Origin of the sequence: Streptomyces sp. NPDC091272, from assembly GCF_044757485.1 — a bacterium.
GTDB lineage: Bacteria > Actinomycetota > Actinomycetes > Streptomycetales > Streptomycetaceae > Streptomyces.
In genome coordinates this window covers 1,000,619-1,020,600 of the sequence record NZ_JBIVVC010000001.1, presented here as the reverse complement: position 1 = coordinate 1,020,600, position 19,982 = coordinate 1,000,619, and the positions used below count along the sequence as shown (strand labels likewise).

At 71.7% G+C, this 19,982-nt stretch carries 15 protein-coding genes; 9 read left to right on the top strand and 6 right to left on the bottom strand.

All coding sequences use genetic code 11. The annotated features are described in order from the left end of the window. Nucleotides 1-9: 9 nt before the first annotated feature. Both ACIQM4_RS04160 and ACIQM4_RS04155 read right to left on the bottom strand, forming a co-directional pair. Nucleotides 10-1,254 carry a cytochrome P450 gene (locus ACIQM4_RS04160; RefSeq protein WP_401585651.1) on the bottom strand — a complete coding sequence of 415 codons (1,245 nt, stop codon included), beginning with the start codon at nt 1,252-1,254 and terminating at the stop codon, nt 10-12. A 239-nt stretch (nt 1,255-1,493) separates the two neighbouring features. Continuing rightward, complete coding sequence (locus ACIQM4_RS04155) at nt 1,494-3,503, bottom strand: beta-N-acetylglucosaminidase domain-containing protein (RefSeq protein ID WP_401585648.1); 2,010 nt, start codon at nt 3,501-3,503, stop codon at nt 1,494-1,496. Between the two features lie 331 nt (nt 3,504-3,834). On the opposite strand from ACIQM4_RS04155, the gene ACIQM4_RS04150 reads away from it, so the two are divergent. The 6 genes from ACIQM4_RS04150 (at nt 3,835) to ACIQM4_RS04125 (ending at nt 9,461) form a co-directional block, all read left to right on the top strand. Continuing rightward, nucleotides 3,835-4,257 (top strand): DUF350 domain-containing protein, encoded by a 423-nt coding sequence (locus tag ACIQM4_RS04150; RefSeq protein ID WP_401585645.1) that lies wholly within the window; start codon nt 3,835-3,837, stop codon nt 4,255-4,257. A 495-nt stretch (nt 4,258-4,752) separates the two neighbouring features. Further along, nucleotides 4,753-6,447, top strand: coding sequence for a sensor histidine kinase (locus tag ACIQM4_RS04145; protein ID WP_401585642.1), 1,695 nt, complete (start codon nt 4,753-4,755; stop codon nt 6,445-6,447). Next, nucleotides 6,444-6,851 (top strand): roadblock/LC7 domain-containing protein, encoded by a 408-nt coding sequence (locus tag ACIQM4_RS04140; protein ID WP_401585639.1) that lies wholly within the window; start codon nt 6,444-6,446, stop codon nt 6,849-6,851. Before ACIQM4_RS04145 ends, ACIQM4_RS04140 begins: the two co-directional genes overlap by 4 nt. Further along, nucleotides 6,848-7,243, top strand: coding sequence for a DUF742 domain-containing protein (locus ACIQM4_RS04135; protein WP_401585637.1), 396 nt, complete (start codon nt 6,848-6,850; stop codon nt 7,241-7,243). The genes ACIQM4_RS04140 and ACIQM4_RS04135 overlap by 4 nt, the downstream gene beginning before the upstream one ends. Further along, complete coding sequence (locus ACIQM4_RS04130; protein WP_401585635.1) at nt 7,224-7,838, top strand: GTP-binding protein; 615 nt, start codon at nt 7,224-7,226, stop codon at nt 7,836-7,838. Before ACIQM4_RS04135 ends, ACIQM4_RS04130 begins: the two co-directional genes overlap by 20 nt. A gap of 42 nt (nt 7,839-7,880) precedes the next feature. Next, nucleotides 7,881-9,461 carry a cytochrome P450 gene (locus tag ACIQM4_RS04125; protein ID WP_401585632.1) on the top strand — a complete coding sequence of 527 codons (1,581 nt, stop codon included), beginning with the start codon at nt 7,881-7,883 and terminating at the stop codon, nt 9,459-9,461. Nucleotides 9,462-9,561: 100 nt separating this feature from the next. Here the strand turns inward: ACIQM4_RS04125 and ACIQM4_RS04120 are convergent, their stop codons facing one another. Continuing rightward, complete coding sequence (locus ACIQM4_RS04120; RefSeq protein ID WP_401585630.1) at nt 9,562-10,671, bottom strand: hypothetical protein; 1,110 nt, start codon at nt 10,669-10,671, stop codon at nt 9,562-9,564. A gap of 635 nt (nt 10,672-11,306) precedes the next feature. Beyond that, entirely contained in the window at nt 11,307-12,230 is a 924-nt protein-coding gene (locus tag ACIQM4_RS04115; RefSeq protein ID WP_401585627.1) for a phosphotransferase family protein, read from the bottom strand. A gap of 166 nt (nt 12,231-12,396) precedes the next feature. On the opposite strand from ACIQM4_RS04115, the gene ACIQM4_RS04110 reads away from it, so the two are divergent. Continuing rightward, the gene (locus ACIQM4_RS04110) at nt 12,397-13,725 is read left to right on the top strand and encodes an LCP family protein (protein ID WP_401585625.1); all 1,329 of its coding nucleotides are present in this window, start codon (nt 12,397-12,399) and stop codon (nt 13,723-13,725) included. A gap of 56 nt (nt 13,726-13,781) precedes the next feature. Here ACIQM4_RS04110 and ACIQM4_RS04105 read toward each other — a convergent pair whose 3' ends face one another. Then, nucleotides 13,782-15,230: an NAD(P)/FAD-dependent oxidoreductase gene (locus tag ACIQM4_RS04105; protein ID WP_401585622.1), complete on the bottom strand. Its 1,449-nt coding sequence runs from the start codon at nt 15,228-15,230 to the stop codon at nt 13,782-13,784. Between the two features lie 270 nt (nt 15,231-15,500). Further along, nucleotides 15,501-16,946 (bottom strand): FGGY family carbohydrate kinase, encoded by a 1,446-nt coding sequence (locus ACIQM4_RS04100; RefSeq protein WP_401585619.1) that lies wholly within the window; start codon nt 16,944-16,946, stop codon nt 15,501-15,503. A 242-nt stretch (nt 16,947-17,188) separates the two neighbouring features. On the opposite strand from ACIQM4_RS04100, the gene ACIQM4_RS04095 reads away from it, so the two are divergent. Together ACIQM4_RS04095 and ACIQM4_RS04090 are read left to right on the top strand one after the other, a co-directional pair. Further along, nucleotides 17,189-18,208 (top strand): hypothetical protein, encoded by a 1,020-nt coding sequence (locus tag ACIQM4_RS04095; RefSeq protein ID WP_401585617.1) that lies wholly within the window; start codon nt 17,189-17,191, stop codon nt 18,206-18,208. Nucleotides 18,209-18,235: 27 nt separating this feature from the next. Then, nucleotides 18,236-19,771 (top strand): amino acid permease, encoded by a 1,536-nt coding sequence (locus tag ACIQM4_RS04090; RefSeq protein WP_401585615.1) that lies wholly within the window; start codon nt 18,236-18,238, stop codon nt 19,769-19,771. The last annotated feature ends 211 nt before the right edge of the window (nt 19,772-19,982 follow it).

Below are 19,982 nucleotides of genomic sequence, written 5' to 3'. Positions count from 1 at the left end.
CACGGGCCGTCAGAAGGTCAGGTGCAGCGCCTGGGGCGAGCGGTGGATCAGAGTGGGTCGCATGACGGCCCGCTGGTCCGCCGCTCGCCCCGGGCGTTTGCCGACCGACAGGCGTACGTCAGGCAGTCTGCGGGCGAACAGCTCCAGGGTGATGCGCACCTGGGCCTTGCCCAGCTGTGAGCCGGGGCAGCCGTGCACGCCGTGGCCGAACGCGACGTGGCGCGCGCCCGCGGTACGGGAGAGGTCGAAGCTGTCGGGGTGCTCGTGCCGCTCCGGGTCTCGGTTGGCGGCGCCGTAGGCCACGAACACGACGGCGCCTGCGGGCAGTTCGGTGCCGGCCAGGGTCACGGGGCGGGTGGTGACGCGGCGGAACCCCTGGATCGGGCTGTCGTAGCGGGCCGCCTCGTCGATCGCGGCGGGAATCCGGCCCGGTGCCGCGCACAGCCGTTCCCACCGGGTGCGGTCGCTCAGCAGGTGCAGCATCGTGCTGCCGATCAGCGCGGTCGTGGTGAGGTGTCCGGCCAGGAGCAGGTTCTGCAACTGGGAGACCAGGTGGCCGCGTTGCTCGCGGGTGAGGTCGCCGGTGCCGGGGACCAGGGCAGTGTTCATGGTGGAGACCAGGTCGTCGCGGGGGTGGGCGCGACGATCACGGATGTAGTTGTCCAGCAGGTGCTGGAGGGTGACGACGTCGCGCGCGCAGGCGATCTGTTCGTCCTCGGCCAGCGGTCGGAACAGCAGTTCCTCGGCGCGCCGGCCTCCGTGAACCGCCGTTCGGGAGTCCTCTTCGGTGAGGCCCAGGAGCCTGCCGATCACGTCGCCGGGCAGCAGTTGTGCGTACTCCCCCATCAACTCGACGCGGCCACGCGGCGCGAAGGCGTCGAGGAGTTCCTCGGCGCGGGCGGTGGCGTACGGAAGGACGGCGTTGACGCGGGCGGGTGAGAGCCCGCTGTTGAGGGGCGCACGCAAGGCTCGGTGGGCGTCGCCGTCGGCGGTGACGACCGTGCCGCGTCCGCCGATGCCCTTCGCGAGCTCGGCAAGGGCCGCGGGGCCCGGGCGCACGTCCGGACTCAGCGAGTTGGCGGAGGAGAAGTCCTCGGGGCGCCGCAGGACTTCGCGCACGTCCGCGTCCCTGGCCACGAGCCAGGAGTCCAGTTCGGGCACGAAGGTGAGACCGTCGGCCGACCGGGCGCGGGCGTACAGGGGGTACGGGTCGCGCTGCAGGGCGTCGAGGGCGCGGTGTTCGGCCAGATCCACGGGGATCATCGTGCCCGAGTGCGCGGAGCGGGGGAAGGGGCCACGGGGAGCGGAGTGCGGGGAGCCGGGAGCGGAGTGCGGGAGCCGGTCGGTTCACCGGCACCCGCGCGCCGGGAAACTCGCGATCGCGCGCCGGCGAGCGCGCGATCGGCTCGCCGGAACCCGCGGCGTGACGGGTCCCGCCCGAGCCCGTCGCGGGCACGACCGTGAGGCCGTGCCCCCGTCCTTCGGTGAATGTCCTACGACTCGTCGTGCGCGGCGCGTACCCGGGTCACGAAGTCCTGGATGAACGGGTCACCCAGCTTCACCTGCCCCAGCTGGTGGTGTTCCTTCGGGTCGACGGTGATCTTGGCGGCGGCCTCGGCCCGCTCGTCCATGGCCTTGCGGGCGGCCGCCGCCTTCGCCGAATCACCGACCTGGAGGGCGCTCAGCGCGTCGAGCCCGTACGCCATCGACCGGCCCCACAGCTCCGTGGCGTCCAGCCAGTTGGCCGCGTCGGAGAGGAACAGCTTGTCCGGGAGGCCGCGCCGGAGGGCGGCGGGTACGCGGGTGATCTCGTCGACCGTCGGCCGGAACGCCCGGATCGCACCGCGCGGATCGGTTGCGTACCGCTGCCAGAAGGCCTCGGTCTTCGGGCCGAGGACCGGCGACTGCGGCTGCCACGGGGTGTCGCCGAAGGTGGGCGCGAGGTGGTTGAGGTCGACGAAGACCTGCACCGCGTCGGCCAGCCGCGGGTCCCCGCCCGCCAGTTGGAGCGCCGCCTGCCGTCCGGAGCGGATGCGGTCGTAACCGCGGTCGTTCCATGCGAAGTCGGACATCGTGAGGACGGCGGGCTTGCTGGCCGCCTCCTGGTTCATCGGGTTGGAGATGAGGCCGGTGAGGTGGTCCGAGAGCCCGGGTTCGCGTTTGTCGTACGGCGCGAGGAGGAGGCGGCCCGCGGTACGGGCGAAGTCGTTGACCGGGTAGTTGTCCCAGACGAAGACCTTGCGGCCGAAGAGGTCGGATGCCTTCTTCGCCTGGTCGACGGTGATGGACGGCGGCACGACGTCGGTGCCCGTCCACATCACCTCGATCGGCTTGTCGAGGGTGGAACGCAGGATCTGCTTGTACGGGGAGTCCTTGAGGTCGCCGTACTCGGTGGGCACCATCTGGAGCGGCCGCATGCCGGGGTGGGTGGCCACGAAGTCCCTCTGGAGCGTGTTGAGCAGGCCGACCTGTGCCTTGGCGGCTGGTCCCTGGCCGGGAGCGCCGAAGGCCGCCTGGTCGGCCTCGCAGTTCCACTTGGTGTAACTGATGTCGTCCAGGGGGACGGAGACCGTGCGTACGCCCAGGTCGTACATGGCCTGGAGCTTGGCGGTCAGCGCCTGGGTGTCCGCGGGGTCGGAGTAGCAGATGGACGCGCCCGGCGAGACGGCGAAGGCGAAACGGACGTGGTTCGCGGTGGCGCGCTCCACGAGTTCGCCCAGCTCGGCCGCCTTGTCCGCGGGGTAGGGCTCGCGCCACTTGTCACGGTGGTACGGGTCGTCCTTCGGCGCGTAGACATAGGTGTTGGACTTGACGGTGCCGAGGAAGTCCACGTGGTCGAGGCGCTCGGCCTTCGTCCACGGCGGGCCGTAGAAGCCCTCGATCGAGCCGCGCAAGGGCATTGAGGGGAAGTCGGAGACGGAGGCACCGGCGATGACGGTCCTGCCGTGGCCGTGGTCCCCGCCCTCCTCGCGGCCGTGGCCGTGTGCCCGCTGCGGCACGATCAGCCGCTTCAGGGTCTGTACGGCGTAATACTGCCCGGTCGCGTCGGTGCCGCCGAGGGCGACAGTTTTGCGGGCGGCGCGCAGCGCGTACCCCTCGGCGTGCTGCGGCACCGCGGTGCCGGTGAGCGCGCGGGCGATGTCGGGGCGGGTCGCGGGGCCGAGCAGGATGCTCAGCCCGGCGTGCCGGGACGGGCTCTCGCGTACGTCCGTGTGGCGTACGCCGTGCTCGCTGAGGGTGCGGGTCAGCAGGGTGCGGGCCGCCTGGTCGGTGTCCTTGCCGACGATGATCTCGACATGGGAGGGGACAACGATGTCAGCACCGGCGCGGGTCATGCTCTGCGGCGTCGGGGAGACCACGGGGAGCGGGGAACTCGCGGTGGCTCCGGCAGGTGCGGCCGGCGACGGGGCGGCGGTCGCCGCGGACACCGCCAGACTCAGCGAGCCGAGCGAGAGGGTGAGCGCGAGACTGCGCACGGCGAGGGATCGGGATACGGCGGTCATGCGGCCTCCGGTGCGGGGGGTGTGCCGTGACGTGTGCGGGCGGGATGTGTGCCGTGACGTGTGGGGGGCGGGGTGTGTGCCATGACGCATGCGGGCGGGCGGCGTGCGCGATCGTGAGCGGTCCCGTGCGAAAGGTCGGGTCTTTCCGAACTACGTTCCAGCGTCATTCACTTGACGATGGCCCGTCAAGAGTGGGTCGCCGACGGTTGTGGGGGCGGGTCCTCTGCGACAGGTCCCTTGCCGCCGCCCGGTACCCGTGCGATAAGTTTTGCGTCTCTTTTGACACGCGCATCGTACTGGTGTGCCTACACCACGGGGACTGAACTTCTCAATGGAAGACATCGTCAACGGAATTGGCCGTGCCGCCGCCTACGGCGCCCTCGGCGTCGTCCTCCTGACCCTGGGCATTTTCCTGGTGGACGCCCTGACACCGGGCAAGCTCGGACGGCAGATCTGGGAGCAGCGCAACCGCAACTGTGCGGTACTGCTCAGTTCGGCGCTGCTGGGTATCGGCGGGATCGTCTTCACCTCGATCTGGACGACGTACAACGACTTCGGCAAGGGCCTGGTGTCGACGGCCGCGTTCGGTGTGCTCGGCCTGGTGATGATGGCGGTGGCCTTCTGGGTGGTCGACGTGGTGACGCCGGGCAAGCTGGGCAAGACGCTGGTCGAGCAGGAGCCGCACCCGGCGGTGTGGGTGACGGCATCCTGCAACATCGCGGTGGCCGCGATCATTTCGGCGTCGATCGCCTGACCCGGGGGGCAGCGCCCCCGGGACTCCCCTGACCCGGGGGGCAGTACCCCCGGACCTCCTCCGTCTTCGCTCGGCCCGCAGCACCGTTGCTGCCGCGCTCGTAAGCCGAGTCCCGCTCGCCGCCGACGGCCGGCCCGCTCGCCCTCCGGGGCGGGCGGGCCTTTTTTGTGTCCCGCGTCCCGTGGTCCCGCGCCCCGCACCCCAACAGCCTCTGGCGTGTGCGTTATCAAGCCCCGCCGACGCCTGTCCTGCGCTTGCGGCATATTCCTTCCATCCGGTGACTCGTCGTACACAACCGAGCGCCGAACGTACAAAGTCGGTGAGTGTATGCCGGGGACGACGATCGGTGCAGGGGGTTGGAGGAACCGGCCGACGGGCTGATCCCACCGGGCTAAGCTCGCTGCGCAACAAGCCGAGTTGATGTGAATTCATCCACTTGTTCCCCTAGGTCGTACTTGTTGGAAGACATCCCCCAATCACCGCCAGAGGCTCTCCATGGTTCGGGTTGAATCCCCATCACGTCAGGCAGCACATCAGACACGCAGGGCCCCGCAGCAGAAGTCACCCTTCGTCCGTCCGCTCGCGCTGGCCGTCGTCCTGACGGTCGCCGCGACAGCGGCCGCGGTGTTCACCGTCGGTGAGCCCGCCCGGATACCCGTCATCTGGGCGGGTGGTCTGGCGACCGTGGTGGTCGCCGTGCTGACCGCTCAAATCGTCCATCGTGGGCGGCTGTTGAGCCGCGCCAAGTCGGAGCACGCCCAGCGGACCGCCTCGCTGGAACGGCGGCTCGCCGAGCACGACGACGAGACGGTGCGGCTGGCCAAGGAACTGATGCCGGCCGCCATCCGGCGGCTGCGCTCGGGCGAGTCGCCCGCCGAGGTGATCAGGGACGTCGTCGACGCGGACGAGCGCTACCGCGATCTGCCGTACGCACAGCGTGAGTTGCTGCGTACGGTGCTCGACATCATCGACCTCGAAGAGGCCAGGCGAGAGTCCGCACAGCGTGCGTTCGTCAACATCGCGCGCCGGGTGCAGGCCATCGTGCACCAACAGGCCAGCGAACTGCGGCAGATGGAGGAGGACCACGGGCGCAACCCGGAGGTCTTCGACGACCTGCTGCGGATCGACCACGGCACCGCCCTGATCGGCCGGCTCGCCGACTCCATCTCGGTACTCGGCGGCGCCCGCCCGTCCCGCCAGTGGCCGCGTCCCGTACCGCTGTTCAGCGTGCTGCGCGGCGCCATGTCCCGGATCCTGGAGTACCGGCGCGTCGACCTGCACTCGATCGCCAAGGTCGCCATCATCGGCACCGCCGTCGAGCCGCTCATCCACGCGTGCGCCGAACTCCTCGACAACGCCACCCGATACTCGCCGCCGCAGACCCGGGTGCACGTCACCGCGGTCGAGGTGCAGACCGGCATCGCCATCGAGATCGAGGACGGCGGCGTCAGTCTCAGCGAGGAGGCCCGCGGCCGGGCCGAGAACATGCTCGCGCAGGCCCAGGCCGGCATCGACCTGAACGCGCTGGGCGACACCCCCCGCCTCGGCATGGCCGTAGTCGGCCGGCTGTCCCAGATGTACAACCTCCAGGTGTCGCTGCGGCAGTCCGCCTACGGCGGCGTCCGGGCGGTCCTGATCGTGCCGCGCGACATCGTCACCACGGGGCCCGCCCCCGGCATCGCCCACGGCATCGGCGCCTCGGCCGTCCCGCGCGGCGGGGTGAGCCAGGGGATGTCCCCGGAGGAGGCACGGGCGCCTCAGCGCAAGCCCCGGCCGGCCGCGCCGAAGCCTCCGGCCCCCCAGGCACCTCAGGTGCCGGCGCCGGCCCCGGCGGCGCGACCCGTCGCCGTACCGAGGCCGGCCATGGAGGAGGACGTCCCCGTGGTCACGGAATGGACCGAGAACGGGCTGCCGCAGCGGCGCAGCCGGGGCCGGGCGCCCCTCGGTTCCCACAACCTCCCGGCGCAGGAGCGCCAGGCCGCCGCCGAGGCGGCGGCAGCGGCGGCGGCCCAGGCCGCGGCGGCCGGTCAGCCGGTCAAGGAAGAACCCGAGCCGGGCATCTGGCTCGAAGCATTCACCAAGGCGGCCAACGGAGTGCCGCTGGATCCGTCGGCCGAGGCGGACGGCCCGCCCTCGCAGCAGGCCGGCCACCCGGGCGACGACATGTGGGACAAAGGAGATCTGAAGTGATCCAGCAGCGGGCCAACTTGGACTGGATTCTCAAGGACCTGGCCACCGGTGTGCCGCAGATCTACCAGATCGTGGTCCTGTCGGCGGACGGTCTGCGCATCGCGCGGCACGGTGGCGACCCGGACGTCGCCGACCGGCTGGCGGCCGCCTGTGCCGGGCTGCAGAGCCTGGCCGCTGCGGTCGCCGCGGAGATCCCGGACAGCGACGGCCGGATGCGGCTGGTCGTCATCGAGGTCGACGGGGGGTTCTTCTACCTGATGGCGGCGGGCGCGGGCGCCTACCTCGCGGTGCTCGCCGACGAGACGGTGGACGCCGGCCTGGTGGGGGCCCGGATGCGCGACCTGGTCGTACGGATCGGAGCCCACCTGACCAGCCCGCCCAGGCACGAGGGGCACCACGGATGAAACAGCCCCGCCGCGAACGCCGGGACAAGCTGTCCGGCTCCGCCGCCGACGCCGAGTCGTCGAAGGGGGACCCGGAGCGGCTGTACGTGATCACCGGCGGCCCGGACGGCGGGGAGCGAGCCGCGCTCGACCTGGTCACCATGGTCGTCGCCTGTTCCACCCCGTCACCCACGGTGCAGCCGGAGCAGGCCGCGATCCTGCGGCTGTGCCGGGCCCCGCTGTCGGTGGCGGAGATCTCCGCGTATCTGCGCCTCCCGTTCAGCGTGGTCACCTCGCTGTTGACCGAACTCCTCGGCTCCGAACTGGTCGAGTCACGGGCGCCCATCGTGCGCGCCGTGCTCCCCGACCGGTCCCTCCTCGAAGCGGTGATGCATGGACTACAAAGGCTCTGACACCATCACGGGCCCCCGGTCCGAGGACGTACTGCCGAGCACGGCCACCGCCGCGGTCAAGGTGGTGATCGTCGGCGGCTTCGGCGTCGGCAAGACCACGATGGTCGGCTCGGTCTCCGAGATCCGCCCGCTGACCACCGAAGAGACCATGACCCAGGCCAGCATCGGCGTGGACGACAACTCGCGGATCGAGGGCAAGACCGCCACGACCGTCGCCATGGACTTCGGCCGGATCAGCATCAGCGAGCAGCTGATCCTGTACCTGTTCGGCACGCCGGGCCAGGAGCGCTTCTGGTTCCTGTGGAACGGCCTGTTCGAAGGTGCGCTCGGTGCGGTCGTCCTCGTCGACACCCGTCGCCTGGAGGTCAGCTTCGACGTGATCGGGCGCCTTGAGGAGCGCGGGGTGCCCTTCGTGGTGGCGGTGAACACCTTTCCCGACGCTCCGAGCCACCCGATGGAGGCGTTGCGGCACGCGTTGGACCTGCCCGACGAGGTGCCGATGGTCAACTGCGACGCGCGGCTGCGAGCCTCCAGCCGGGATGTGCTGATGACGCTCATGCACTATCTGCACTCGCTCGCCCTGCAGCGGTCCTGAGCTGCCCGGCCGCCAACTTTTCTTCCTCTTCCAGGAGTTGCCGTGACTTCCCCGTTCGATCCCTCACCCGTACCGCCCCCCGAGTGCCCTGCCCACGCCGTGGGCACCGCGTTCGGGACGTCGGAGAGCGCCGAGATCGCCGAGTTCGGCCCCGGCGGGCTGCGCCGGCTCTACGGGCCGGCGCACGAGAAGGACCCGATGGGCCTCTACGAGAAGCTGCGCGCCGAGCACGGCCCGGTGGCCCCCGTCCTGATCAACGGCGACGTCCCCGCCTGGCTGGTGCTCGGCCACAGCGAGAACCTGCACATGACCCGGACCCCCTCGCTCTACTCGCGGGACTCGCGGCGTTGGCGGCTGTTGCACGACGGCACCGTCAGCATGAACAACCCGCTGGCGCCGATCTTCGCGTACCAGCCGATCTGTGTGTTCGCGGACGGCGCGGAACACGAGCGGCAGCGTGGCGCGGTCACCGACTCCATCGCCCGCATCGACCACCGCGGGGTGCGCCGCTTCATCAACCGGTTCAGTAACCGGCTGGTCAACGACTTCTGTCAGGACGGACACGCCGACCTGGTCAGCCGGTTCGCCGAGCACCTGCCGATGATGGTGATGTGCCAGATCCTCGGCATGCCCGAGGAGTACGACGAGCGGCTGGTGCAGGCGGCCCGCGACATGATCAAGGGCACCGAGACCGCGATCGCGAGCAACGAGCACGTCATGGCTGCGCTGACCCGCCTCGTGGTGCGCCGCAGGGCCGAGCCCGAGGAGGACTTCGCCTCCTGGCTCGTGCACCATCCGGCCGGGCTCTCCGACGACGAGGCCGCCCAGCACCTGCGGCTGGTGTTGATCGCCGCGTACGAGACGACGGCCAACCTGATCGCCAACGTGCTGCGCATGGTCCTGACCGACCCGCGCTTCCGTGCCCAGCTCAGCGGCGGTCATATGACACTGCCCGAGGCGGTCGAGCAGACACTGTGGGACGAGCCGCCGTTCACCACGATCCTCGGCCGGTGGGCGGCCGGGGACTCCGAGCTCGGCGGGCAGAAGATCAAGGCGGGCGACGCGCTGATCGTCGGTATGGCCGCCGCCAACGTGGACCCGGTGGTACGCCCCGATCCTTCCGCCTCGATGCAGGGCAACCGCGCCCATCTCGCCTTCAGCGGCGGACCGCACGAGTGCCCCGGGCAGGACATCGGACGTGCCATCGCCGACACCGGGGTCGACGCGCTCCTGATGCGCCTGCCGGACATCCAGCTCTCGGTGGCGGAGGAGGAACTGAGGTGGCAGAGCGCACTGATGTCCCGCCACCTGATCGAGCTCCCGGTGTCGTTCGCGCCCCGCCCGCCGCAGGAGATCACCGGGCCCGCGGCGCCGACGCCACGCAGTGCGCGGCGCCAGGAGTGGCAGGTCGGCTCGCGCCCGGCGCCCGTACCGGCGGCGGCGACGGCGTCCGCCCCCGGCAACGACTCCTCCGTGCCGCAGCCGGGGGCCGTGCCGCATCCGGAGTCCGTGCCACTGGCTCCCACGGCCGCGCCTCCGGCGCCCACGATCCCCGCCCAGCGCCGGGGGTCCGCGCCGGTACGGCTGTGGCGGCGCCTTGCGACCTGGTGGCGCGGCTACTAGGCGGCGCGGCCGGCTGTCGGCCTGCCGCCCGGCCGGGGCGGCAGGGGGCAGGGGCCGGTGCGGCTGGGTGCCGGCGTGTCGGGCCTTCCGGGCGGCGCGTTCACGCGGCGTGTCGTGCCGCGGTGCCTCCCTGCTCCAGCTGGTCCCACCACCAGGCGATCGTGGGCAGGGGCAGCGGCTCGCGGCTGTCGTCGGCCGGCCGGTGCTTCCACCAGCTCACCGGTTTCACCTCCACCCCGGGGGGCGACGGCACGATGTAGCGCGGGCAGCGCGACGCCCAGTCGAGGTGTCCGCGGACGAACTGCCCCAGGTCGTGGACGTAGCGCCGGAGTTCGGCGCCTCCCGAGCACAACACCTGTTCGCGCAGCCGCAGGAAGAGCACCATGACGCGGTCGCGCATCGCGATCGCCTGCTCCAGTGCCTCCTCGGGGCCGCAGCCCAGTTCGTGGCAGAGCACGTCGATCAGGTTCAGGTCGTCGTCGGCCCGCAGCAGCTCCTTGTTGCGCGAGTAGAGGTCGTTGTCCCAGCTGACCAGGGTCCAGGTGATCTCGGTGAGGGCCCGCACGCGCGGGTCCTCCATGTCCTCGTCGGGCACCGAGTAGCCCGCGACGATCTCCATCATCGCGGTGGAGGGCGCCATGCCGATGGCGCGCATCCACAGGGTCACGTAGTCGTCAAGTGAGGGCTGTCCCGGGGTGCGGCGGCAGTCCGCCTCCCAGACCAGTCCCGAGGTGTAGACGCGCATGGCGTCGACCCAGCGGCGCAGCTGGCGCGGCGTGGCGTACGTCTCCAGTTCGAGGCGCAGGTCGCGCAGCGCGTCGGCGTGTCGCGACGCGCCGGACGCGGGCACGCCGGGCGCCTCGACGGCACGCATTATTCGGGAGGTCTCCCGGGCCAGCCGCCCCGCGGTGGGCCGGGCCTCGTCGCAGACGCCGTCGTCGAGCGAGAAGAGCACGGCGTGGAACTTCGCCATCAGGGCGAGCGGGGCGAGGCGGCCATAGGGCATGGTCGCCGCGGTGAGTCCGCCGAAGTCGCAGAGCGCGAGGCGCTGTCGCTGCGCCTCCTCGTCGTCGAGCTGCTGTCGGAGCATCCAGTCGACGGTCATCTCGTTCAACACGCCGGAGGCCGGATGGGCGGCGGGCGGCACCGGGCAGTAGAAGGGAACGTGGGGCAACTGCTGAATCAGCCGGTGATCCGAAGCGATGCTCATGAGAAATCCCCCTGGAGTCCAGGTTTCAACGTGCAGTGTGGGGTTCTGCTCTGTGCTGGGGCCTATATGCCCATGTCCGATCGTCAATAACGATGCAACTGCCCATGAGCTGACTCAAGTTGAGCACTCGTTGTCCGGACACGGCGGCTGGGTGTTTTTCGGACCGTTTGGGCGCTGCGGATGATCTGTGGGGGGCGGACGGGGCCATCGGGGCGGATCTTTACGTGTACACCTCTTGCCATCAAGACATGACGGAGTGTTCAACCTCCCAGGTCAGGCCTGAAAAAAACTTCTTTGCCCGCGCGCCGCCCCGGTCGGCGACAACGGGGTCCCAGGACCTCCGTCAGGTGACCGATCTGGCGGGAATCGGTCTTGCTGCGGGCCTTGCGTTCGAAATATCCCGTCCCTTACCGCTCCGGCCTGCGCCGTTCGTACGCCGCCCGGTGCGCCGTGCGCGCCCGTCGTGACCCGACTTCGCACCCCGTGCCGCGTTCGAATTCTTTCGGAGGGGTGCGGAGCTGTCCGAAAGGGCGTCCACGGTGTGGGACACCCCGACCGGTCGTGAACGGGTGTCAACAACGGCATCCCGCCGTACGGCTTGTTTCGGGTGGTTCCGATCGGCGCGTCGCTCTGCCTCAGCCGGCCGCGAACCACGCCTCCGCCACGGCCTCCCAGGTCTGCTCCGCGGGCATGGGCAGCTCGCGGAAGTACCAGGTGAAGTTGGAGTAGACGTGCAGCAGGGCGTGTGCGAGGAGTTGGCGCGCGTCGAAGGAGGCGCCGTAGGCCTGTTGGAAGCGGGCCATCAGGCCGGGCTCGCCGCGGGTCACGAAGAGGCCGACACCCACCAGGTCGTACGCCGGGTCGCCGATCATGGCGGGCTCGAAGTCGATGAGGCCGGTGAGCCGCCACGTTCGCGGGTCGACGAGAAGGTGCTGGCGCATGAACTCGGTGTGCAGCAGGACACGCCGCGGGCCGGCCGGCAGCTCGACGGTGTCGAGAAAGGCGGGGATCCGCGCGATCCACTCCTCGGGGAGGCCGCAGGCGCGCTGGCGCGCGACGGCGCCCGCACGCTGCCCGGCCAGGAAGCCGTGCCAGTCGTCCGGGCCGAGGTGCGGGGCGAGCGGGGCCGGGTCGAGCGCGTGCAGTGCGGCGAGCGCCTCGCCCGCCTGCGCCACGAGGTCTGCGCGGACGGCGGCCGGGACGCGCGGCCAGGCGAGGGCCAGGTCCTCGCCCGGCAGTTGGGACATCAGCACGTACCGCCAGCCCCGGACGTACGGGCCCGAGGAGAACACCTCGGGGGTACGGAGCGGAAGCCGGCCGTGCAGATGGCGCAGGACGCGGCCCTCCCGGATGCCGTCCTCGGCGGCGGAGCCGGGGTACAGCTTGAGGACGTGGTCGCCGCCGACGGCATACACCGGCTGGGAGCCCTCGGCGTAGCGGGTCAGAGCCGCTCCGGGCAGGCCGAGGCGGGCACACACGTCCTCCGCCGCCGGCCGCACGAGCGCCTCGTCCGGGACGACGGCGTCCCATTCCTCGTCGGTGTTCACCTCGGGAAGCATGACGCGGACGCTAGGCAGATGATCAGCCCGGCTGCAATCGATTTGCGGACGGACTGCGCTACGCTGCGAGACACCTTGCCGCTTTTGTCCCGTATTGCGGGTCATTCGGAGCGTGCGTCGCCTCGGAGTCCCGCGTGTCGCCACGGATTGCTTCCTGGAGGTCCCCTTGCTGTCCGGCCGCCGCCGTCTCGCACTCGCCGCACTGCTGGTGGCCTCCCTCGCCGCCGGCCCGTTCCCCGCGACCGCGGACACTCCCGCCCCTTACCCCCTCCCCTACACCATCGAGCACGCCGGCACCCTGTCCCCGAGGGCCGCTGCGGCGCCCGGAACCAACCTGCTGGTCGTCGGGGTCGACCGGCGCAGCGGGATGGCCCCGGAGGAGATCCAGCGGCTGCACGTCGGCGGGCAGGAGTGCGACTGCACCGACGTCATGATGCTGGTGCACCTCGCGCAGGACGGCCGGCGGATGAGCGTGGTCTCCATCCCCCGTGACTCCTATGTGCAGTTCGCCTCGCACGGCCATCCGCAGCACGCGGGGAAGGTCAACGGCGCGTACCAGCACGGCGGTCCGGACCTCGCGGTGCGGACCGTGGAACAGGCCACCGGGCTGCGTGTCGACCATTACCTGGAGACCGACTTCGCCCGTTTCACCGAAGCGGTGGACGGCCTCGGTGGCGCACAGGTCTGCACCGACCGGCCCCTGGAGGACTTCAACTCCGGGCTCTCCCTGGCTCCCGGCACCCAGGTGCTCGACGGTCCGCAGGCCCTGCGTTACGCGCGGGCCCGCAAGCTCTCCCCGCCCGGGGACCTGGGCCGGGTGCGCCGCCAGCAACGGCTGCTGCTCGGCATGGTGACCCGGCTGTCCGAGGCCGGCACCTTCCGCAATCCGGTGGCTCTCGCCGGGGCGGCCCACGCCCTGCTCCCGCGGCTGCGCACGGATGCCGGAACAGGTCTCGCCACCTTGTTCTCGCTGGGCTGGACCCTGCGTGAACTGAGCCCCGGACAGATGGAGTTCGCGACCGTCCCGATGTCGGCCTTCGACCACCGGGTACCGCAGTGGGGATCGACCCTGGTGTGGGACGCGGCGCGGGCCGAGCGGCTGTTCACGGCGATGCGTGAGGACCGGCCGGTGGCCGCGGAGGTCACCCTCCAGGCGGTGCCGGTCGAGAAGGCGCCCAGCACGGTTCCGGTGCGGGTGGACGACCCGGACGTGGCGGAGGCACTGCGGCGCAGCGGCTTCGACGTGACGAAGGCGGAGCCGCCCGCCGTCCGGACGGACGGCCCGACGGTGATCACGTACGACCCGTACTGGGAGCGGTACGCCTCCACCCTGGCCGCCGCACTGCCCGGCGCGCGGCTGCGCCCGGTCGCTGGGCACGGACGCGTCTTCCAGGTGGCGGTGGGCTCGGCGGACCGCGGCGTGACCGAGGTGCGGTACGACCGGAGCATGGTCGAGGGGGCTCCGATGACGGGCGAGCAGCTGCGCTGCCGGTAGCGAGGGCGCCGCAACCTGGCCCGGCGGACCCGGATCAGGGCCAGGGACCGGCCGCGTCAGCCCTTCGGCACGTGCTCCTCGTACAGGGCGCGGACCACCGCACCGCACTGCGCACCGCGACAGTGGCCGGACTCCACCCGGGTGCGGCGGCGCAGACCGCCCAGGGAGCGGGCGGGGACGGTGGCGGTGAGGGCGTCGCGGATCTCGCCCCGGGTGACCGACTCGCACGGGCAGACGACGTCCCCGTAGGCCGGGTCGCGGGCGATGAGGTCGGGGCGGCGGTGGGGGCGGGGAAAGGCTTCGCCGATGTTCGGCATCCGGAGCGGCGCCGGGCCGGTGCGCCGGCCGGCGTCCGGCAGCTCACCCTGCTCCTCCAGCAGGCCGACGACGTACGAGGCGATGCCCATCGAGGCGCTGAGTCCGGTGGACCGGATGCCGCCCACGGTGACGTACCGCAGGCCGGGGTGGGCCCGGTTCCGGAAGTCCTCGTGGCCGGTGGCCGCGCGCAGCCCCGCGTACGACGTGATGACCTGCTCCTTGAGGAGGTCCGGCATGATGCGGCGGCCCTGGTCGAGGAGGTACGCGCGGCCTTCGGGGGTGGTGTGGTGGGCCGTCTTGGCGTCCTCCCCCGTGAGGTCCTCGGCGGTGGGGCCGAGCAGCACGTTGCCGAAGACGGTGGGCGTGACGAGCACGCCCTTGCCCAGTGCGGTCGGGACGGGCAGCAGGATGTGCCGGACGAGGGCCCGGGACGGCTTGGCGAAGACGAGGAGCTGGCCGCGGCGCGGGGTGACGGTGAAGTCGTTGATGCCGAGGAGGCGGTCGATGTCGTCGGCGTGGAGCCCGGCGGCGTTGACGAGGAGGCGGGTGCGCAGGGTGCCTCGGGTGGTGCGGACCTCGTGGCCCTCGGGGAGCGAAGTGAGCGCGACCACCCTGGTGTTGAGGTGCAGGTCGACTCCGGCGCGGACCGCTTGGGTGGCGTAGGCGAGGGTGGTGGTCCAGGGGCAGATGATGCTCTCGTCCGGCACTGCGAGCGCGCCGAGGGCTCCGGGCCCGAGGTGCGGTTCGCGGAGGTAGAGCTCGGCGGGCGTGAGCTGGCGGGTGTCGGTGCAGCCGTTGCGGGCGGCCTTGTCGGCGAGGGCGGGGAGGGCGGCCAGCTGTTCCTCGGTCCAGGCCACGAGGAGGGCGCCGACCTGCTCGACGGGAATGCCGCACCGGCCCGCGTAGGCGAGCAGCTGACGCCGTCCCTCCCGTACGAGCCGGGCTTCGAGCGTGCCGGGGGTGGCGTCGAACCCGGTGTGCAGGATCGCGGTGTTGGCCTTGGACGTGCCGTTGCCGACGTCGTCGGAGGCGTCGACGAGAGCGATCCGAAGTGCGGAATACCGGGCCAGCTCACGCGCGACGGCGGCACCGACCACGCCGGCACCGATGACGGTGATGTCGTACGGGGCAGGGTCGGCGGACGGCATGGAGCTCCGCGTGGGGTCGTGCTGCCGGGCGGACGGCATGCGGCTCCTCGGGGGAGGTTCTGCGCCGGGCGGGCAGCTCGGAGGCGGGAGGGCTGGGAAAAGTGGGCGGCGGGCCCGTCGTGCGTAACAAGGGACGGGCCCGTCCTGCGCAACAAGGCGGGACAGGCGGGCCGCCCGGTGGGGGGGCAGGGCCGGGCCGTACGGACGTGCGAGCCGGTGGCGGCAGGCGGGGTCCTGGAGGGTCCCTGGGCGCGGGTGAGGAGTGACGGGTGAGGGGTGACGGGTGGCGGGTACGGGCAGCCGCGGCGGTCAGTGGTTGTCCACCGCCCTTCGGAACGACGCCCTTCGTTGTTGTGCTTCGTCCGCCGACATCCTCGGCTCGTAGACCGCCGAGGGCTTTCCGGTCGGGGGCAGCGCGTCCGTGACGCCGAGGTGCGGGTTCAGGCCGAGGCGGGCGGCCGTCGCCACTCCGAGCGCTGTCGCGTCGGGCAGTTCCGCGACGACGACCGGGAGCTGCAGCAGGTCTGCCTGCGCCTGCATCAGGAGGGCGGAGCGGGTCAGACCGCCGTCCACCCTCAGTTCGCCAAGACCCGTGCCCAGGTCCCGGCCCATCGCGTCCGCCAACTCCGCCACCTGGGCCGCGATCCCCTCGCACAGTGCGCGGACGAGGTGGCCGGGCCCGGTGTCCAGACCGAGGCCGGTGAGTGAGCCCCGCTGCTGCGGGCGCCACCACGGCGCCGCCAGTCCCGCCAGCGCCGGTACGAACGTCACTCCCCCGCTGTCGGGGACCGTGGAGCCCACCCGGTCCAGGTCCTCGGGGCCGCTGATGACACCGAGTTCCGTAAGCCAGCGCACCGCCGACGCCGCCGTGTAGACCTGGCCGTCGAGGCAGTAGTCGGTACGGCCGCGCAGCTGCCAGGCCACACAGCCGGCCAGGCCCGTCGTGGGGCGCACCGGCCGCCCGCCGGCCTGGGCGAGCAGGAACGCCCCTGTTCCGTAGGTGCACTTGGCGGACCCCGCCGCCACCGCCCGTTGCGCGAGGAGCGCGGCCTGCTGGTCCACCATAAGTCCCGTCAGCGGGAGTTCGGGGCCGAAGGCCCTCGTCGTACCGACGTGCCGGTCGCAGGAGACGACCTCCGGAAGGTCCTCGTGGGCGAGGCCGAACACGTCCAGGGCGGCCCCGGACCACTCCACCCGGTCGAGGTCGAGGAGCTGGGTGCGGCCGGCGGTCGACGCGTCGTTGACGAACACCCCGGTGAGACGGTGGACGAGCCAGGCGTCACTGGTGGTGACCACCCCCGCGCGGGTGAGCCGGCGCCGTATCCAGGCCATCTTGGGCGCGGCGAAGTAGGGGTCCAGGGGGAGGCCGGTGAGTTCCTGCAACCCGGCTGCCTGGTCCGCGAGTTCCTCGCACAACCCTGCGGCTCTGCGGTCCTGCCAGACGATCGCCTCGGTGAGCGGTTCGCCCGTCGCCTGGTCCCAGGCCAGTACCGTCTCGCCCTGGTTGGCGAGCCCGACGGCGGCGACGGGCTCGCCCGCCGCGGCGAGTGCGCGCCGGCCGGCCTCCAGCACGGAGGCGTACAGCTCGGCGGGGTCCACCTCGACGCGACCGCCGGGCAGGTGGCGGGGGCGTACCGGCGCCTCACCCGTACCGATCACTCCTCGCCCGGGGCACACGACGAGGGCCTTGGTCGCGGATGTGCCCTGGTCGACGGCCAGCACCGGGGCGTCCCCGCCCGCAGATCCCCTTGCCATCCCCGCACCCCTCGCCCTGTGATCGACGCCGAAAGACTGGGCCAGCCCCGCTGCCGTAGTCAAGGGGCCGCCGGGGAAGTGGGCTCCGAACCCGGGGCCTTCGCGGCAAAAGCTGGACCGGAACGCCGCATCCATGGTCAACTACACGGCGTCCCAACCGGGTTGACCCGACAGAATCGCGCGGCGGAACGGGCTCTGCCGGACCGTCCCCCCACCCCGCCGCACCTGAGGAACCAGTAGAGATGCCCAGCGACGAGTTCCGCCCGGTGTACCACCCGGCCGGTCATGACGCCGAATTACGGTTTGCCGTACAGGAGTTACGCACCGGCCGGTGGGTGGCCATGCGGAACCTGCTGGCCGGTACCGCCGACTGGGCGTCGTGGACCCGGCGCACCCAGGTGCTGGCCGCGGTGGCCGCCGGTACCGACACCGTACGCGCGTGGCGCACGGAGGAGCCGCACAGCCTCGCCGCGACGGTGATGCACACCCGCGTCGCGGTGGAGCGTGCCTCCCGCGCGCACCGCGAGGGACATCCGCGGACCGCCGAGCTGTGGCACGAGGCGTGGGAGGCGTGTCAGGTCTGCGCCCAGCAGGCGCCCGACGATCCGGTGCCGTGGGTCTGCCTGCTGGCGCTGTCGCCGCTCGACCGCCGACAGCGGGTGGCGGAACACCGGGTGCCCCCGCCCGGGCCGATGCTCTTTCCCGGCCCGTGGGGTCTGCTGGACGAGGTCGTCAAGCGCGATCCGGACAACCGCGAGGCCCATCACCGGATGCTGCAGTTCGTGTACGCGCGCAGTCCGCGCGGCTCGCTGCCCGAGGCCGTGAACTACGTGCGCTGGGCGGTCGGCCCCGCCCCCTTGGGGTCGGCGGTGCACGTGCTGCCCCTGTACGTGCGCATCGAGCGCTACCGCCGCGAGCGCGGCCAGGACAGGGCCCTGGACCTGCACTGGGTGACGGACGACGCGATCCGGGACGCACAGCAGGCGCTGCACCACTGGTTCGACGGGGCCGAGGCCGTGGGCCGCGGCGACCCGGCCGGTGCTGGCGCACACTCGCTGCTCGATCTGAGCCACCTCGCGCACGCCCTGTGGGGCGCCCACCAGTTCTCCTCGGCGGCGCGGGTGTTCGAGGCGCTCGGGCCGTACTACGCCGCCGCCCCTTGGACGTACCGCATTCCCGACGACCGGGGTGACACCGCGCGCGAGGCGGAGGAGCTGTTCCTGCGCGCCCGCACCCGCTCGCTCCAGGCACCTCCCCCGTAACCGACCACCCCCACCGGAGGAACACCCGTGTCCATATCGCCACCGAAGCAGCCCCGTACGAGGCCGCCCGCCCAGCGCGACGAGGAGCAGCGGTTGCGCGAGCTCGGCTACCAGCCGGTGCTGGCCCGCCGGATGGGCGGCTTCGGCAACTTCGCCATCAGCTTCTCCGTCATCTCGGTCCTGTCCGGCTGCATGACGCTGTACGGCTTCGGCCTCGGCACCGGTGGGCCCGCGGTCATGATGTGGGGCTGGCTCGGGGTCGGCCTGTTCGTGCTGACCGTCGGTCTGGCGCTGGCCGAGGTGACGAGCGCGTACCCGACGTCGGGCGCCCTGTACTACATGGCCGACCGGCTCGGCGGCCGCAAGTGGGGCTGGTACACCGGCTGGCTGAACCTGCTGGGGCTGCTCGGGGCGATCGCGGGCATCGACTACGGCGCGGCGCTGTTCACCGGCGCGCTCCTCAACCTGCGGTTCGGCTTCGAGCCGACGCCCGGCTCCACGATGCTCATCTTCATGTGCATCCTGCTGCTGCACGCCGTGCTGAACCTGTTCGGCGTCCGGCTGGTCAGCGTGCTCAACTCGATCAGTGTGTGGTGGCACATCGCGGGCGTCGCGGTGATCGTCGGCGCGCTGGTGATCGTTCCGGACCACCACCAGTCGGCGAAGTTCGTCTTCACCGAGTTCGTGAACGACACCGGTATCGACAGCCCGGTCTACGTGGCGGCCATCGGGCTGCTGCTCGCGCAGTACACCTTCTGCGGTTACGACGCTTCGGCGCACCTGTCGGAGGAGACGTCGAACGCCTCGGTGGCCGCCCCGCGCGGCATCGTGCGCGCGATCTGGGTGTCGTGGATCGCGGGCTTCGCACTGCTGGCCGGTCTCACCTTCGCCATCCAGGACTACGCGGGCACCGTGGGAAGTGCGACCGGGGTGCCGCCGGCGCAGATCCTGCTGGACGCGCTGGGTTCGGGCGGTGCGACGGCGCTGCTGCTCGTGGTGATCGTGGCGCAGTTGTTCTGCGGCAACGCCGAGGTCGCCGCGGCGAGCCGGATGGTGTTCGCGTTCAGCCGTGACAACGCGCTGCCCGGCTCGAAGCTGTGGCGCAGGGTCAGCAGCCGCACCCAGACGCCCGTTCCCGCGGTGTGGCTGTCGGTCGGTGTGGCGTGCCTGATCGCGGTGCCCTCGCTGTACTCGGCGACGGCCTACGGCGCCGTCACCGCCATCAACGTCATCGGCATCACGCCGGCGTACGCCATCCCGATCTTCCTCCGGCTGCGGGCGGGCGACCGTTTCGAGCCGGGGCCGTGGAACCTGGGCCGGTGGAGCAAGCCGGTGGGCTGGTTCGCGGTGTCGTGGGTGGCCGTGGTGACCGTGCTCTTCCTGCTGCCGCAGAAGGCCCCGGTGAACTGGGAGACGATGAACTACGCGGTGATCGCGCTGGCCGTGGTGCTGCTGCTGTCGACGGCGTGGTGGTACGCGGCCCGCAAGTCGTACGGGACCCCTTCGGAGGCGGCGTACGGCACCAAGCGGGAGCGGGAGGAGATCGCGGAGGGCATCGTCTGACCCGCACGGCCAGGCCGGGCCAGGCGCGTCCACCGGTAGGGCAGTTGGCCGGTCCCGGCGCAGGAGGGGCACAACCGGGCACAGTTGGCTGAAAAGCGCCGGTGAACGCACCCGTTCGGGCGGGGCGCCGCCAAGTCAGCTGCGGCGGCCCCGCTTCCGGTGGAAGATCGGGAACGCGTGGGCGGTTCGCCGCTTGCGCCCCCTTGTTCCC

Bases quoted from the DNA above. Each gene is read 5' to 3' on its own strand.
- ACIQM4_RS04155 (WP_401585648.1), bottom strand. From the start codon at position 3,503: ATGACCGCCGTATCCCGATCCCTCGCCGTGCGCAGTCTCGCGCTCACC.
- ACIQM4_RS04135 (WP_401585637.1), top strand. From the start codon at position 6,848: ATGAAACAGCCCCGCCGCGAACGCCGGGACAAGCTGTCCGGCTCCGCC.
- ACIQM4_RS04145 (WP_401585642.1), top strand. From the start codon at position 4,753: ATGGTTCGGGTTGAATCCCCATCACGTCAGGCAGCACATCAGACACGC.
- ACIQM4_RS04130 (WP_401585635.1), top strand. From the start codon at position 7,224: ATGGACTACAAAGGCTCTGACACCATCACGGGCCCCCGGTCCGAGGAC.
- ACIQM4_RS04095 (WP_401585617.1), top strand. From the start codon at position 17,189: ATGCCCAGCGACGAGTTCCGCCCGGTGTACCACCCGGCCGGTCATGAC.
- ACIQM4_RS04120 (WP_401585630.1), bottom strand. From the start codon at position 10,671: ATGAGCATCGCTTCGGATCACCGGCTGATTCAGCAGTTGCCCCACGTT.
- ACIQM4_RS04150 (WP_401585645.1), top strand. From the start codon at position 3,835: ATGGAAGACATCGTCAACGGAATTGGCCGTGCCGCCGCCTACGGCGCC.
- ACIQM4_RS04100 (WP_401585619.1), bottom strand. From the start codon at position 16,946: ATGGCAAGGGGATCTGCGGGCGGGGACGCCCCGGTGCTGGCCGTCGAC.
- ACIQM4_RS04115 (WP_401585627.1), bottom strand. From the start codon at position 12,230: ATGCTTCCCGAGGTGAACACCGACGAGGAATGGGACGCCGTCGTCCCG.
- ACIQM4_RS04105 (WP_401585622.1), bottom strand. From the start codon at position 15,230: ATGCCGTCCGCCCGGCAGCACGACCCCACGCGGAGCTCCATGCCGTCC.